We start from the raw sequence: 13706 nt of genomic DNA, 5'->3' as shown, positions 1-13706 counted from the left end.
TGGCTCAGGCGGCTTCGAGGGCCGCCCTCACCGCCGCGATGGCGTCGTTGGCCTTGGAGGCGTCGGGGCCGCCGGCTTGCGCCATGTCGGGGCGCCCGCCGCCGCCCTGCCCGCCGAGCGCGGCGGAAGCGACGCGCACCAGATCGATAGCGCTGAACCGGTTGGTCAGGTCTTCGGTGACGCCAACCACGACGCTCGCCTTGTTGTCCTCGCCGGCGCCGACAAAGACGACCACGCCGGAACCAAGCGTCTTCTTGCCGGCATCCGCGAGCGGCTTCAGGTCCTTCGGCGCCACGCCGCTGACCGCCTTGCCGAGGAAGCCGACGCCGGCGACGGTTTCGTTGGTGGGCGGGGCATCGGATACGGCCGTGCCGGCGCCAAGCGCCAGCTTCTTGCGCGCCTCGGAGAGATCCTTCTCGAGCTTCCTGCGCTCCTCGAGCAACGTCTCGACGCGGGCCGGGACATCGGCCGGCGAAATCTTCAAGGTCGCCGCCGCTGCCTTCAGGCGCTTGTCCTGCTCGTCGAGATGCTTGCGCGCCGCCTCGCCGGTCAGCGCCTCGATGCGGCGCACGCCGGCCGCCACCGCGCTGTCCGACAGGATGCGCACCAGCCCGATATCGCCGGTCGACCTGACATGCGTGCCGCCGCAGAGCTCGACCGAGTAGGGACGGTTGGCCTTGGCGCCATGCAAGCCCGTACCCATCGACACCACACGCACCTCATCGCCGTATTTCTCGCCGAACAGCGCCATGGCGCCCTCGGCGATCGCATCGTCGACCGACATCAGGCGCGTCGTCACCGGGCTGTTCTGCACGACGATCTCGTTCGCCATGCGCTCGACGTCCTCGAGCTCGTCCGACGAGATCGGCTTGTTGTGCGAGATGTCGAAGCGGAGCCGATCCGGCGCGACCAGCGAGCCCTTTTGCGCCACATGGGTGCCCAGCACCTCGCGCAGCGCCTCGTGGATGAGATGCGTCGCGGAATGGTTGGCACGCAGCTTCGAACGCCGCGCATGGTCGACCTTGAGCTCCACGGTGGCACCCAGCTTGACCGTGCCGCTGGCCACCTTGCCGAAATGCACGAACAGCCCGTCTGCCTTCTTCTGAGTGTCGGAGATCTCTATCGAGAAGCCGTCACCTGAGATAACGCCGGTATCGCCCATCTGGCCGCCGGATTCGCCATAGAACGGCGTCTGGTTGACGACCACGGCAATCGCGTCGCCTTTGCTTGCGCTGTCGACGGTCTTGCCGTCCTTGACCAGCGCCTGGATGAGGCCTTCCGCTTGCTCGGTCTCGTAGCCGAGGAATTCGGTCGCGCCGTTCTTTTCACGCACGGGAAACCAGACCGTCTCGGTCGCCGCTTCACCGGAACCCGCCCAATGCGCGCGCGCCTCCGCCCTCTGCCGCTCCATCGCATCGGTGAAGCCGGCCAGATCGACGGAGATGTTGCGCTGACGCAGCGCATCCTGTGTCAGGTCGAGCGGAAAGCCGTAGGTGTCGTAAAGCTTGAAGGCGGTCTCGCCGTCCAGCATGTCGCCGGCGCCGAGTGTCTCCGTCGCGTCCGCCAGCAGGCCGAGTCCGCGCACCAGCGTCTTGCGAAACCTGGTCTCCTCGAGCTTCAGCGTCTCGGTGATCAGCGCCTCGCCGCGGCTGAGCTCGGGATAGGCCTGGCCCATCTCGCGCACCAGCGCCGGCACCAGCTGCCACATCAAAGGCTCCTTGGCGCCAAGCAGCTGCGCGTGGCGCATGGCGCGGCGCATGATGCGGCGCAGCACATAGCCGCGGCCTTCGTTGGACGGCAGCACGCCGTCGGCCACCAGGAAGGAGGTCGAGCGCAGGTGGTCCGCGATCACGCGGTACGATGCCAAATTTTCCTCGGTCGGCCCGTGGCCGAGCGCCGAGGACGCCGCGTCGATCAGATGCTTGAACAGGTCGGTCTCGAAGACGCTCTCCACCCCTTGCAGGATGGATGCCATGCGCTCCAGGCCCATGCCGGTGTCGATCGACGGGCGCGGCAGATCGATGCGCTCGTCCTTCGTCACCTGCTCATACTGCATGAACACCAGGTTCCAGAATTCCAGGAACCGGTCGCCGTCCTCTTCCGGACTGCCGGGCGGACCGCCCCAGATGTGCTCGCCGCGGTCGATGAAAATTTCCGAGCACGGGCCGCAGGGTCCGGTGTCGCCCATCGCCCAGAAATTGTCCGAGGTCGGGATGCGGATGATGCGATGGTCCGAGAAGCCGGCGATCTTCTTCCAGTAGCCGGCTGCCTCGTCGTCGGTGTGATAGACGGTGACCAGGAGCTTGTCCTTCGGCAGACCGAAATCCTTGGTGATCAGGTTCCACGCGAGCTCGATCGCTCGCTCCTTGAAGTAATCGCCGAACGAGAAATTGCCCAGCATCTCGAAGAAGGTGAGATGGCGCGCGGTGTAGCCGACATTGTCGAGGTCGTTGTGCTTGCCGCCGGCGCGCACGCTCTTCTGCGCCGTCGAGGCGCGCGAGTAAGGCCGCTTCTCCAGGCCGGTGAAGACATTCTTGAACTGCACCATGCCGGCGTTGGTGAACATCAGCGTCGGATCGTTGCGCGGCACCAGCGGGCTGGAGGCGACGATCTCGTGACCCTCCTTGCGGAAGTAGTCGAGGAATGTCGACCGGATGTCGTTCACGCCACTCATGGATGCTGCCTTTTCGTAGGAACCGCCGGCATGGCCGGCGGCAGATGGGCTTTCGTGTTTCAGAAGATAGATTGGCCTTTTAGCCGTAGCTCTTGAGCCTGTCCAGAAACACGGAACTGGGCCAATTCACGAGCTGTCCGTGCATGCATACCGGCTCTGAAACGCAAACCGCCGGCACAAGGCCGGCGGTTCGGGACGCAATACCAAAGAACTCGATTACATAAGCACAACTTAATACATTTCGATTGTGGCACCTACATGGCGCCGGCTTCGTCCTCGAAGCCGTCATCGCCGCCTTCGGAGCCGCCATTCTCGAGGAATTTCTCGGCGATAAGCCCGGCATTCTGCCTCAGCGCCAGTTCGATCTCGCGCGCCGTGTCCGGATTGTCGCGCAGGAACAGCTTGGCGTTCTCACGGCCTTGGCCGAGACGCTGCGAATTGTAGGAGAACCAGGCGCCCGACTTCTCGACCACGCCGGCCTTGACTCCGAGATCGATCAGCTCACCGGTCTTCGATACGCCCTCGCCATACATGATGTCGAACTCGACCACCTTGAAGGGCGGCGCCAGCTTGTTCTTCACCACCTTGACGCGGGTCTGGTTGCCGACCACCTCGTCGCGGTCCTTGACCGAACCGATGCGGCGAATGTCGAGGCGCACCGAGGCGTAGAATTTCAGCGCGTTGCCGCCGGTGGTGGTTTCCGGCGAGCCGAACATGACGCCGATCTTCATGCGGATCTGGTTGATGAAGATGACCATGGTGTTGGAGCGCGAGATCGAGGCGGTGAGCTTGCGCAGCGCCTGGCTCATCAAGCGGGCCTGCAGGCCGGGCAGCGCATCGCCCATCTCGCCTTCGATTTCGGCGCGCGGCGTCAGTGCCGCGACCGAATCGACCACCAGCACGTCGATGGCGCCGGAACGCACCAGCGTGTCGCAGATCTCCAGCGCCTGCTCGCCGGTGTCGGGCTGGGAGATCAGGAGGTTTTCGAGATCGACGCCGAGCTTGCGGGCATAGACCGGATCGAGCGCGTGCTCGGCATCGACGAAGGCGCAGATGCCGCCCTTCTTCTGGGCCTCCGCAACGGTATGCAGCGCCAGCGTCGTCTTGCCCGAGCTTTCCGGCCCGTAGATTTCGATGATACGGCCGCGCGGCAGGCCGCCGACGCCGAGCGCGATGTCGAGGCCGAGCGATCCCGTCGGCACGGTTTCGATCTCGACGACCTGCTCGTTGGCGCCGAGCCGCATGATCGAGCCCTTGCCGAAAGCGCGCTCGATTTGCGACAACGCCGCATCCAGAGCCTTTGATTTGTCCACTGCCTTATCCTCTACAAGCCGCAAAGTATTCTGAGCCATGATACATCACCCCTTGGTCGTCAATGAAGGCCGGACAATCCGTGATCCCTGCTGTTTTGTACCTTTTTTGTTCTCATTTGGCAAGGGGCAGCAAATGACTGAAAAACAATCGATATCTGGATTTGTTCTTTTTTTGTCTCACTAGAGCTAGGGCGCGCCAGCGCCGCTGACCCAAAGACACTTCGACATCCGGCCGGCCCGAATCGCGTCACCGATTGCGGGGCGATGCGCGGAAACCTAGTGTGCGCACGCGAACAATCAACGAAGGTCACCTCCGCGGCATGCCGACATCCCCGAAAATTCTGGCGCTTGGCGGCGCCCATATCGACAGGCGCGGCCAGGTGTCGGGGATTTACGTGCCCGCCGCCTCCAACCCCGGCATCATGCGCGAGGATGTCGGCGGCGGCGTCTTCAACGCGCTGCGCAGCGTGGTGAAGCGCGGCGTGTCGGCGTCGCTGCTTTCGGTACGCGGCGGCGACGCGGCGGCCGAGACGGTCGCAGCGGCGATCGCAGGGGCCGGCATCACCGATCTTTCGGTGGTGTTCCTCGACCGCACGACGCCGAGCTACACGGCGTTGATCGACAGCGAGGGCGAGCTGATCGTCGGCTTTGCCGATATGGGCCTCTACGATCTCGCCTTCCCGAAGCAGATCCGCCGCGCCAAGGTGCGCGAGGCGATCGCCGAGGCCGACGCGATCCTCTGCGACGCGAACCTGCCGACAGCCGCGCTCGAACGTCTGTTTGCACAGGCAGGCGACAGGCCGGTCTTCGCCATCGCCATCTCGCCGGCCAAGGTCGTGCGGTTGGCGCCGCTGCTCGGCGATCTGTCGCTGCTGTTCATGAACCGCCGCGAGGCGGCGGCGCTTTGCGGCGCCGACATGTCCAGCCCGGATCTCGTCGAGGCGCTCAGGCGACAGGGGCTGACGGCGGGCGTGATCACGGCCGGCAGCGCTCCGGTGCTGGGCTTCGACGGGTCCGGTGCCTTTGCCATCGACCCGCCCGCGCCGCGACGGGTCGCCGACGTCACCGGCGCCGGCGACGCCCTGACCGGCGCCACCGTTGCCGCGCTGCTGCGCGGCCTGCCTTTGCGGATAGCGCTGCGCGAAGGCATTGCCGCGGCGATTCTGGCCATCGAGAGCGCCGAGGCGGTGCCGTCCTTCACGACCGCCGGTTTCGGCCAAGCGCTTGCCCTTGTGCCGGAGGCACGGGAGGTGGCATAGGGCCACCGGATCATCTTGCGCAGATCATCTTGCCCAGATCATCTTGCGAAGCGTTTGGCGCTTCGATCGGAGAACAGACATGACACCCGAAACCGCCCGCCCCTTCATCGACATCCACCCGCCGGTGGCGGAGGCGCTTGCCGCCGGGCGGCCGGTGGTGGCGCTAGAAAGCACCATCATCACCCACGGCATGCCCTATCCCGACAATGGCGCGATGGCCGCCAAGGTCGAGCAGATCATCGCCGATGGCGGCGCGGTGCCGGCGACGATCGCCGTGGTCGACGGCCGCATCAAGATCGGCCTGTCCGACGGCGAGCGCGAATCGCTCGCCATGACCGGCGACGCCATGAAGCTGTCGCGCGCCGATCTCGGCTTTGCCGTCGCTCAAAAGCGCACCGGCGGCACCACGGTGGCGGCCACCATGATCGCGGCACATATGGCGGGCATAAAAGTCTTCGCCACCGGCGGCATTGGCGGCGTCCACAAGGGCGCGGAAAAGAGCTTTGACATCTCGGCCGACCTCGACGAGTTGGCGCGCACGCCGGTCATCGTCGTCTCGGCCGGCGCCAAGGCTATCCTCGACATCGAGAAGACGCTGGAGGTGCTGGAGACGCGCGGCGTGCCGGTCATCGGCCATGGTTGCGAAACCATGCCCGCCTTCTGGTCGAGGCAGTCGCCGTTTCGTGCCCCGCTGACGCTGCATGGGCCTGAGGACATCGCGCATTTGTACCATACGCGCCAGGCGCTGGGCCTCGGCGGCGGCATGCTGGTCGCCAATCCGGTGCCGCAGAACGACGAAATCCCGGCCGCCGAGATGGACGGCTATATCCAGGCCGCGCAGAAGGCGGCCGAAGCGCAGAGCGTCACCGGCAAGGCGGTGACGCCCTTCCTGCTGGCGAAGATCCTGGAACTGACCGGCGGCCGCAGCCTCAAGACCAACATCGCGCTGGTCGAGAACAATGCGCGGCTGGCGGCGGAGATCGCCAAGGCGTTGTAGCGCCGTCAGCGAAGCTGCTGATCTCCCCCCTTGCGGGGGAGATGTCCGGCAGGACAGAGGGGGTGCTGTCCCTCGACGTTTCAAGGTCGCCACAACGCGCCCTTAAAAAGTCACTTCCCAGCCCGCCTTCCAGCCTCATAAGCCCGCCGCGCCCACACCGCCATTTCGTCGGGATCGTCGAAGGCGCTGTCAGGCACGCTCCAATAGGGCATCGCCACCTCCTTGCCGTGGCGCGAGCCGATATAGGTCCATTGGCTGCAGCCCGCGGCTTCGAAATCGGGAATGCTCTCCTCGTCGGCCTTCAGCATCAGCTCGCCGCGCACGACGACGGCGACGATAACGCCGTCGCAATAGATGCCTTTGCCGCCGAACAGCTTGCGGATGCTGATCGGGCCAAGGCTTTCCAACAATTCCCGAAGGCGCTCATCGTCCATGCCGCAATCATCGCATCCGGAATGGGCCTTGTCATCGCCGCAACCAAAGGCATGCTGACAGGTTGAGACCTGGAAATGGAGTTCCCGCCATGCCCGTCCTGCTCAAAGGCTCCTGCCGCTGCGGCGCCGTCAGCTTCGAGGTGGAAAGCCACACGCCCGTCCCGTTCATGCTCTGCTACTGCTCGATCTGCCGCAAGCAGCAGGGCGGCGGCGGCTTTGCGATCAACCTCGGCGCCGACTACGAGACCATGAACATCCGGGGCAAGCGCAACCTCGGCGTCTACCGCGCCGAGATCGAGGACGACGAGCACCCGCATTGCGAGGTCTCCACCGGTGAGCGCAATTTCTGCAGGAAATGCGGCGCCGCGCTCTGGCTCTACGATCCGACCTGGCCGGACCTCGTCCATCCCTTCGCCTCGGCGGTCGACAGCGACCTGCCGAAGCCGCCGGAAAAGGTCCATCTGATGCTGAAATACAAGGCGAACTGGGTCGAGCCGGTGATCGGCAGACAAGACAAGGTGTTCGACGTCTATCCCGAGGAATCGATCGCCGACTGGCACAAGCGGACTGGGATGTGGGTTGATTAACGCCTAAATCTAAGAGCGGTGGCTTAGAGCAACCCAGCGCTCGATCTGCGTCACGTCCACCCCCTCGCGCTGCGCGACGACCAAGGGGTGGTCTGCATCATGCAGAAAAACCTTGGGCCGCAGATTGCCAGGCTGAAACACAACATTGGCATGCAGGTACATCGAGCTTGGATACTCAGGAATGTCGTGCATCAAATAACCGAAGCAGAGCTCGTCCTCATATTGGCCGCTATCATATCCACCTCGATAGACATTCCAGCTTTTTTCCGAGACTGACATCCAAACACCGAAACAGAACTCCTCGGATAACTGAGGCACGGGCAAAGGCAGCAGACAACGAATGAACCGGTCTGTTTGCCCTGTGGCGTAGGTCACCACGCAAAAATCATCATTCTTGCGGAAGTTCGACCGAGCCACTTCGTCAAGCGCGTCCGGATTCACCGGCGCGTCAAAGGCCATATCGGTGGGAAGCCCGGTAAACTCCCGGTCACAGCAGGCACATCGCCAACGATATGCCTCGGCGCTCACTTAAGCAGCGCTTGAAGCGCGCGCCTCGGCCAGGGCCTTGAGGTCAGCCGGCTTCAGCTCGACGGATTCGCCGCAGCCGCAGGCTGAGCTCTGGTTCGGGTTCTTGAAGGTGAAGCCGGTGCGCAGCGCCGTCTGCTCGAAATCCATCTCGGTGCCGAGCAGGAAGAGCGCGGCTTCCGGCGCGACATAGACATGCGCGCCATCGCGCTCGATATGGTCGTCCTTGGGGTTCGGCTCGGTCACGAGATCTATAGTGTATTCCATGCCGGCGCAGCCGCCCTTCTTGATGCCGAGGCGGATGCCGTTGGCATTCTCCCGCGTGGCGACGATCTCGCGCACGCGGTCGGCGGCCTTGTCGGTCATCGTGATGACGGCGAAGCGTCCCATGTTATTCTCCACGTTCGCGCGGGTTCAAGGCCCACGGAATGAGTCTGCCCTTAAGATGGTGAAGTTTCACCTTTGCTGCAAGCCAACCAATCTCTGTCGGGTCGTTGGTCAATACCATCCCACCGCGACCTGCGCCTCTTCCGACATGCGGTCGGGCGTCCATGGCGGGTCGAAAACCATGTTGACCTCGACCCCCGAGATGCCCTCGACGGCGCCGACGGCGTTCTCGACCCAGCCCGGCATCTCGCCGGCGACCGGGCAGCCCGGCGCGGTCAGCGTCATGTCGATCTTGACCGAGCGGTCGTCCTCGATGTCGATCCTGTAGACCAGGCCGAGCTCGTAGATATCGGCCGGGATTTCCGGATCGTAGACCGTCTTCAGCGCCGACACGATATCGTCGGTCAGCCGCGCCAGTTCCTCGGCGGGAATAGCCGAGGCCGACACGATACCGTTGCCGGCCGTTTCCGGTGCGGTCTCTGCGGTGGTGCTTACATCGTCCATGGTCGTCACCCGAAGAATTTCCGCGCCTTTTCCAGCGCATCGGCCAAAGCGTCCACTTCGGCCCTGGTGTTGTACATGCCGAACGATGCCCTGCATGTGGAGGTCACGCCGAAGCGTTTCAACAGCGGCTGGGCGCAATGGGTGCCGGCGCGGACCGCGACGCCCTGCCGGTCGATCACCATCGACACATCATGGGCATGGATGCCCTGCAGTTCGAACGAGATGATGGCGCCCTTGCCGGGCGCGTCGCCGAAGATGCGCAGCGAATTGATGGCGCGCAGCCGCTCATGCGCGTAATTCTTGAGGTCCGCCTCGTGTGCTGCGATGCGCTCGCGGCCGACCTTCTCCATATATTCCAGCGCCGCGCCCAGGCCGATCGCCTGCACGATCGGCGGCGTGCCGGCCTCGAAACGGTGCGGCGGCTCGTTATAGGTGACGATGTCCTGCGTCACTTCCTCGATCATCTCGCCGCCGCCCATGAAGGGCCGCATCTCTTCCAGCCTATGCTTCTTGCCGTAGAGCACGCCGACGCCCGACGGGCCGTAGACCTTGTGGCCGGTGAAGACGAAGAAATCGCAGTCGAGATCCTGCACGTCTACGGCCATGTGCACGGCGCTCTGGCTGCCGTCGACGAGAACGGGAATTCCACGCGCATGCGCGATGCGCACGATCTCCTTGATCGGCGTCACCGTGCCCAGCGCGTTGGACATGTGAGTGATGGCGACGAGCTTGGTGCGGTCGGTCAGCCGCTTCTCGAATTCCTCGATATGGAAGGCGCCGAGGTCGTCGACCGGCACCCAGACGAGCTTGGCGCCCTGCCGCTCGCGGATGAAATGCCAGGGCACGATGTTGGAATGGTGCTCCATGATCGAGAGCACGATCTCGTCGCCTTCGCCGATCCTGGGCATGCCCCAACCATAGGCGACCGTGTTGATTGCCGATGTCGTGTTGGAGGTGAAGACGATGTTGTCTGTGCTCGGCGCGTTGAGGAAGCGGCGCACCGTTTCCCGAGCTTTCTCATAGGCATCGGTCGCGGCGTTCGACAAAAAATGCAGGCCGCGATGGACGTTGGCGTATTCCTGTGAATAGGCATGCTGGATGGTGTCGAGCACCACCTGCGGCTTCTGCGCCGAGGCGCCATTGTCGAGATAGACCAGCGGCTTGCCATAGACCTGGCGCGACAGGATCGGAAAATCGCGGCGGATCGCCTCGACATCATAGGGAGCGGTTTCGATCTTCTGGTCCATTACAAGCTCTTCCGAGGCTTCGCCTCACTCCGTCCAGCACCCTCATTCGTCTTGGCGCTCCGCGCCAATCCACCTTCTCCCACAAGGGGAGAAGGGAAGTGCTACCCGTGCGTCAGGAACCAGCCGTCGAGCCGCGCTTCGAGCGCGTCTACCAGCGCCTCGTCGTCCAGTTCCTCGATCACTTCGGCCACGAAAGCCTTCACCAGCAGGCCCCGCGCCGTCTTCTCGTCGATGCCGCGCGCCATCAGATAGAACAGATGGTTGTGGTCGATCTCGGTGACCGTCGCGCCGTGGCCGCAGACGACATCGTCGGCGAAAATCTCCAGCTCCGGCTTGGTCGAGAACTCGCCGTCGTCCGACAGAAGCAGCGTGTTGCAGGCCATCTTGGCGTTGGTCTTCTGCGCATATTGGTGCACGTTGATGCGGCCCTGGAAGACGCCGCGCGCCCTGCCGGTCACCACGTTGCGCATCACTTCCGTCGAGCTCGTGTGCGGCACGGCATGGTCGAGCACCATCGTGGTGTCGGTATGCGTGTCGCCGGCCAGAAGGTTGATGCCGCGCAGCTTGAAATCCGCGCCTTCACCCGTGGTCCTGACCACGACTTCCTGGCGCACGAGCTTGCCGCCCGCGTTCATGACGAACAGCGTCAGCTTCGCATCCTTGCCGATATGCGCCTTGAACTGGGCGAGATGCGTGGCCGTATCCGGCTGCTCCTGCACGATCAGCCAGGTCACTTCGGAGCCATCGCCGACCACGAGCTGGCTGACCGAGCTGATGAGCGCGCCGCCGTTTTCGTCCGCCTCGCCCGCCTGGCGCTCGACGATGATCGCCTTGGCGCCGGCGCCGACGCGCGTCAGCAGCCGCACATGCGCCTGGCCACCGGACTGCAGGTTCTGCAGCTCGATCGGCTTTTCCAGCACCGTGCCGTCGGCGATGTCGACGAAATAGCCGTCGGCGACGAAGGCGGTATTCAGCGCGCCGATCGCGTCATCGGCGCCATAGGGATCGAGCCCAGGCGCGACACTGCCGTCGGTGAGTTTTTCCGACAGGCGCTGCATCATGACGCCCTCGATCTCGGGCAGCTTGCCGGTGGAGACGCCGTTCAGCACCGGCAGCACCGCGGCGCCGTCGAGAACCGGCTCGAGTGCCTTCGCGATCGTCTCGGCCTCGAAAACCGGCACCGAGGTCAGCAGCCGGCGCAGGTCCGTATAGTGCCAGGATTCGATGCGCCGCGTCGGCAGGCCGTGCTTGATGGCTTCGATCGCGTCGTCGCGCTTCGTCATCACCGCGCCGTCGCCAGGCAGCAGCGAAAGCCGCTCGCCGAAGGCATCGATCAGCGCCGTCTCGGCCAGTGTCCGCTGGGGCTGTGCGTGCATGTTCATTGCTCTCGCCTCACTCGGCCCCATCTCACGCGGCTTGCCCGATCACGCCGGCATAGCCGTTGGTTTCGAGATCGAGCGCCAGCGACTTGTCGCCCGACTTGATGACCTGGCCCTTGTAGAGCACGTGCACGCTATCCGGCACGATGTGCTCGAGCAGGCGCTGGTAGTGCGTGATGACGACGATTGCCCGCTCCGGCGAGCGCAGCGCATTGACCCCGTCGGCGACGATCTTGAGCGCGTCGATGTCCAGGCCGGAATCGGTCTCGTCGAGCACACAGAGCTTCGGTTCCAAAAGCTTCATCTGCAGGATCTCGGCGCGCTTCTTCTCGCCGCCCGAGAAGCCGACATTGAGCGGCCGCTTCAGCATGTTCATGTCCATGTTGAGCGAGGCGGCGGCGTCCTTCACGCGCTTCAGGAACTCCGGCACCTTCAGCGGTTCCTCGCCGCGCGCCTTGCGCTGCTCGTTCATCGCCACCTTCAGGAATTCCATGGTCGCCACGCCCGGTATCTCCATCGGATACTGGAAGGCGAGGAAGACGCCGGCGGTGGCGCGCTCGGCCGGATCCATTTCGAGGATCGACTGGCCGTTGTAGAGAATGTCGCCTTCGGTGACCTCATAGTCCTCGCGGCCGGCAAGTATGTAGGACAGCGTCGACTTGCCCGAACCGTTCGGGCCCATGATGGCGGCGACCTCGCCGGCTTTCACCGAGAGATTCAACCCACGGATGATCTCGGTGCCGTCATCGACGATGCGGGCGTGCAAATTCTTGATCTCGAGCATAATTTCTTCCTGAATATCTTTTTGCGGTCAGCCGACCGAACCCTCTAGGCTGATGCCGATCAGCTTCTGCGCCTCGACGGCGAACTCCATCGGCAGCTGCTGGATGACGTCCTTGACGAAGCCGTTGACGATCAGCGCGATCGCCTCCTCCTCGGGAATGCCGCGCTGCATGACGTAGAATTTCTGGTCCTCGGAAATCTTCGACGTCGTCGCCTCGTGCTCGAACTTCGCCGTCGCGTTCTTGGCTTCCATGTAAGGCACGGTGTGCGCGCCGCACTGGTCGCCGATCAAAAGCGAGTCGCAGTTGGTGAAGTTGCGAGCGTTGGCCGCCTTGCGGTGCGCCGAGACCTGGCCGCGATAGGTGTTCTGCGAGGAGCCGGCGGCAATGCCCTTGGAGATGATGCGGCTCGACGTGTTCTTGCCGAGATGGATCATCTTGGTGCCGCTATCGACCTGCTGATAGCCGTTCGACACGGCAATCGAATAGAACTCGCCGCTGGAATCGTCGCCGCGCAGGATGCAGCTCGGATATTTCCAGGTGATGGCCGAGCCCGTCTCGACCTGCGTCCACGAGATCTTCGAGCGGTCGCCGCGGCAGTCGCCGCGCTTGGTGACGAAGTTGTAGACGCCGCCCTTGCCTTCGGCGTCGCCCGGGTACCAGTTCTGCACCGTCGAATATTTGATCTCGGCATCGTCGAGCGCGATCAGCTCGACCACAGCGGCATGCAGCTGGTTCTCGTCGCGCTGCGGCGCCGTGCAGCCCTCGAGATAGGAGACATAGGCCCCCTCCTCGGCGATGATCAGCGTGCGTTCGAACTGGCCGGTGTTGCGCTCATTGATGCGGAAATAGGTCGACAGCTCCATCGGGCAGCGCACGCCCTTCGGCACGAAGACGAAGGAGCCGTCGGTGAACACGGCCGAATTCAGCGTGGCGTAGAAATTGTCCGAGGTCGGCACGACCGAGCCCAGATATTTCTGTACCAGTTCCGGATGCTCGCGGATCGCCTCCGAGATCGAGCAGAAGATGACGCCGGCCTCGGCCAGCTCCTTCTTGAAGGTGGTGACGACCGAGACCGAATCGAACACGGCGTCGACTGCCACGCGGCCCGACTTGTAGACGTTGTCGTTGGCCTCCTCCAGTTCCGAGGTGTCGGCCTTCTGGACGCCGGCCAGGATCTCCTGCTCCTTCAGCGGAATGCCGAGCTTCTCGTAGACCTTGAGCAGTTCGGGATCGACCTCGCTCAGCGACTTCGGACCCGGCGAACTCTTCGGCGCGGCGTAGTAGTGGATATCCTGGAAGTCGATCTTCGGATATTTGACGCGCGCCCAGGTCGGCTCTTCCAGCGTCAGCCAGCGCCTAAAGGCGCCCAGCCGCCATTCCAGCATCCAGTCCGGTTCGCGCTTCTTCGCGGAGATCAAACGAATAATATCTTCGTTCAGACCCTTGGGGGCCTTGTCCGTCTCGATCTCTGTCTGGAATCCGAATTTATACTGGTCGACGTCGATCTTTCGGACTCGATCGATCGTCTCCTGCACAGCAGGCATAAGCGTTCTCCATCCTCGCCGGGGTCAAGGCCCGGCAGTTTTCAAACTATGGCACCGCTGGGACGAGCACC

At 63.8% G+C, this 13706-nt stretch carries 13 protein-coding genes; 3 read left to right on the top strand and 10 right to left on the bottom strand.

Annotated elements, in window-relative coordinates; all coding sequences use genetic code 11:
* Positions 1-4: 4 nt before the first annotated feature.
* Together alaS and recA are read right to left on the bottom strand one after the other, a co-directional pair.
* Positions 5-2674 (bottom strand): alanine--tRNA ligase, encoded by a 2670-nt coding sequence (alaS, locus tag QAZ22_RS19290; RefSeq protein WP_278202316.1) that lies wholly within the window; start codon positions 2672-2674, stop codon positions 5-7.
* A gap of 254 nt (positions 2675-2928) precedes the next feature.
* A complete protein-coding gene (gene recA, locus QAZ22_RS19285) occupies positions 2929-4026 on the bottom strand; it encodes a recombinase RecA (protein WP_278074059.1) in 1098 nt (365 codons plus the stop codon).
* A gap of 281 nt (positions 4027-4307) precedes the next feature.
* On the opposite strand from recA, the gene QAZ22_RS19280 reads away from it, so the two are divergent.
* Positions 4308-5246: a carbohydrate kinase family protein gene (locus QAZ22_RS19280; protein WP_278207886.1), complete on the top strand. Its 939-nt coding sequence runs from the start codon at positions 4308-4310 to the stop codon at positions 5244-5246.
* A gap of 79 nt (positions 5247-5325) precedes the next feature.
* Positions 5326-6243 (top strand): pseudouridine-5'-phosphate glycosidase, encoded by a 918-nt coding sequence (locus tag QAZ22_RS19275; RefSeq protein WP_278202315.1) that lies wholly within the window; start codon positions 5326-5328, stop codon positions 6241-6243.
* Positions 6244-6353: 110 nt separating this feature from the next.
* Here QAZ22_RS19275 and QAZ22_RS19270 read toward each other — a convergent pair whose 3' ends face one another.
* Positions 6354-6677, bottom strand: coding sequence for a TfoX/Sxy family protein (locus tag QAZ22_RS19270; protein ID WP_278202314.1), 324 nt, complete (start codon positions 6675-6677; stop codon positions 6354-6356).
* 89 nt (positions 6678-6766) lie between these two features.
* Between QAZ22_RS19270 and QAZ22_RS19265 the strand changes: the two genes are divergently transcribed.
* The gene (locus tag QAZ22_RS19265; protein WP_278202313.1) at positions 6767-7264 is read left to right on the top strand and encodes a GFA family protein; all 498 of its coding nucleotides are present in this window, start codon (positions 6767-6769) and stop codon (positions 7262-7264) included.
* Positions 7265-7273: 9 nt separating this feature from the next.
* Here QAZ22_RS19265 and QAZ22_RS19260 read toward each other — a convergent pair whose 3' ends face one another.
* The 7 genes from QAZ22_RS19260 to sufB all read right to left on the bottom strand — a co-directional run bounded on the left by QAZ22_RS19260 (position 7274) and on the right by sufB (position 13635).
* Positions 7274-7792: a DUF2199 domain-containing protein gene (locus QAZ22_RS19260; RefSeq protein ID WP_278202312.1), complete on the bottom strand. Its 519-nt coding sequence runs from the start codon at positions 7790-7792 to the stop codon at positions 7274-7276.
* On the bottom strand, positions 7793-8179 hold the full coding sequence (gene sufA, locus QAZ22_RS19255; RefSeq protein WP_278202311.1) for a Fe-S cluster assembly scaffold SufA: 387 nt from the start codon (positions 8177-8179) through the stop codon (positions 7793-7795). It lies immediately after the preceding gene.
* Between the two features lie 108 nt (positions 8180-8287).
* Positions 8288-8680 (bottom strand): SUF system Fe-S cluster assembly protein, encoded by a 393-nt coding sequence (locus tag QAZ22_RS19250; RefSeq protein ID WP_278202310.1) that lies wholly within the window; start codon positions 8678-8680, stop codon positions 8288-8290.
* 5 nt (positions 8681-8685) lie between these two features.
* Entirely contained in the window at positions 8686-9927 is a 1242-nt protein-coding gene (locus QAZ22_RS19245) for a cysteine desulfurase (RefSeq protein ID WP_278202309.1), read from the bottom strand.
* A gap of 101 nt (positions 9928-10028) precedes the next feature.
* Positions 10029-11309, bottom strand: coding sequence for a Fe-S cluster assembly protein SufD (gene sufD / locus QAZ22_RS19240; RefSeq protein WP_278202308.1), 1281 nt, complete (start codon positions 11307-11309; stop codon positions 10029-10031).
* A gap of 25 nt (positions 11310-11334) precedes the next feature.
* Entirely contained in the window at positions 11335-12090 is a 756-nt protein-coding gene (gene sufC / locus QAZ22_RS19235) for a Fe-S cluster assembly ATPase SufC (RefSeq protein WP_278202307.1), read from the bottom strand.
* Positions 12091-12117: 27 nt separating this feature from the next.
* Positions 12118-13635, bottom strand: a complete 1518-nt coding sequence (gene sufB, locus QAZ22_RS19230; RefSeq protein ID WP_278202306.1) for a Fe-S cluster assembly protein SufB — start codon at positions 13633-13635, stop codon at positions 12118-12120.
* Positions 13636-13706: the final 71 nt, after the last annotated feature.

Origin of the sequence: Mesorhizobium sp. WSM4906, assembly GCF_029674625.1 — a bacterium.
Classification (GTDB): Bacteria; Pseudomonadota; Alphaproteobacteria; order Rhizobiales; family Rhizobiaceae; genus Mesorhizobium.
This window is presented reverse-complemented; position numbering and strand designations above follow the sequence as displayed.

Excerpts from the sequence above, each read along its gene's own strand:
- sufC (WP_278202307.1), bottom strand. The coding sequence starts at position 12,090 with ATGCTCGAGATCAAGAATTTGCACGCCCGCATCGTCGATGACGGCACC.
- sufA (WP_278202311.1), bottom strand. The coding sequence starts at position 8,179 with ATGGGACGCTTCGCCGTCATCACGATGACCGACAAGGCCGCCGACCGC.
- QAZ22_RS19250 (WP_278202310.1), bottom strand. The coding sequence starts at position 8,680 with ATGGACGATGTAAGCACCACCGCAGAGACCGCACCGGAAACGGCCGGC.
- QAZ22_RS19245 (WP_278202309.1), bottom strand. The coding sequence starts at position 9,927 with ATGGACCAGAAGATCGAAACCGCTCCCTATGATGTCGAGGCGATCCGC.
- QAZ22_RS19270 (WP_278202314.1), bottom strand. The coding sequence starts at position 6,677 with ATGGACGATGAGCGCCTTCGGGAATTGTTGGAAAGCCTTGGCCCGATC.
- sufD (WP_278202308.1), bottom strand. The coding sequence starts at position 11,309 with ATGAACATGCACGCACAGCCCCAGCGGACACTGGCCGAGACGGCGCTG.
- QAZ22_RS19275 (WP_278202315.1), top strand. The coding sequence starts at position 5,326 with ATGACACCCGAAACCGCCCGCCCCTTCATCGACATCCACCCGCCGGTG.
- QAZ22_RS19280 (WP_278207886.1), top strand. The coding sequence starts at position 4,308 with ATGCCGACATCCCCGAAAATTCTGGCGCTTGGCGGCGCCCATATCGAC.
- sufB (WP_278202306.1), bottom strand. The coding sequence starts at position 13,635 with ATGCCTGCTGTGCAGGAGACGATCGATCGAGTCCGAAAGATCGACGTC.
- alaS (WP_278202316.1), bottom strand. The coding sequence starts at position 2,674 with ATGAGTGGCGTGAACGACATCCGGTCGACATTCCTCGACTACTTCCGC.
- recA (WP_278074059.1), bottom strand. The coding sequence starts at position 4,026 with ATGGCTCAGAATACTTTGCGGCTTGTAGAGGATAAGGCAGTGGACAAA.
- QAZ22_RS19265 (WP_278202313.1), top strand. The coding sequence starts at position 6,767 with ATGCCCGTCCTGCTCAAAGGCTCCTGCCGCTGCGGCGCCGTCAGCTTC.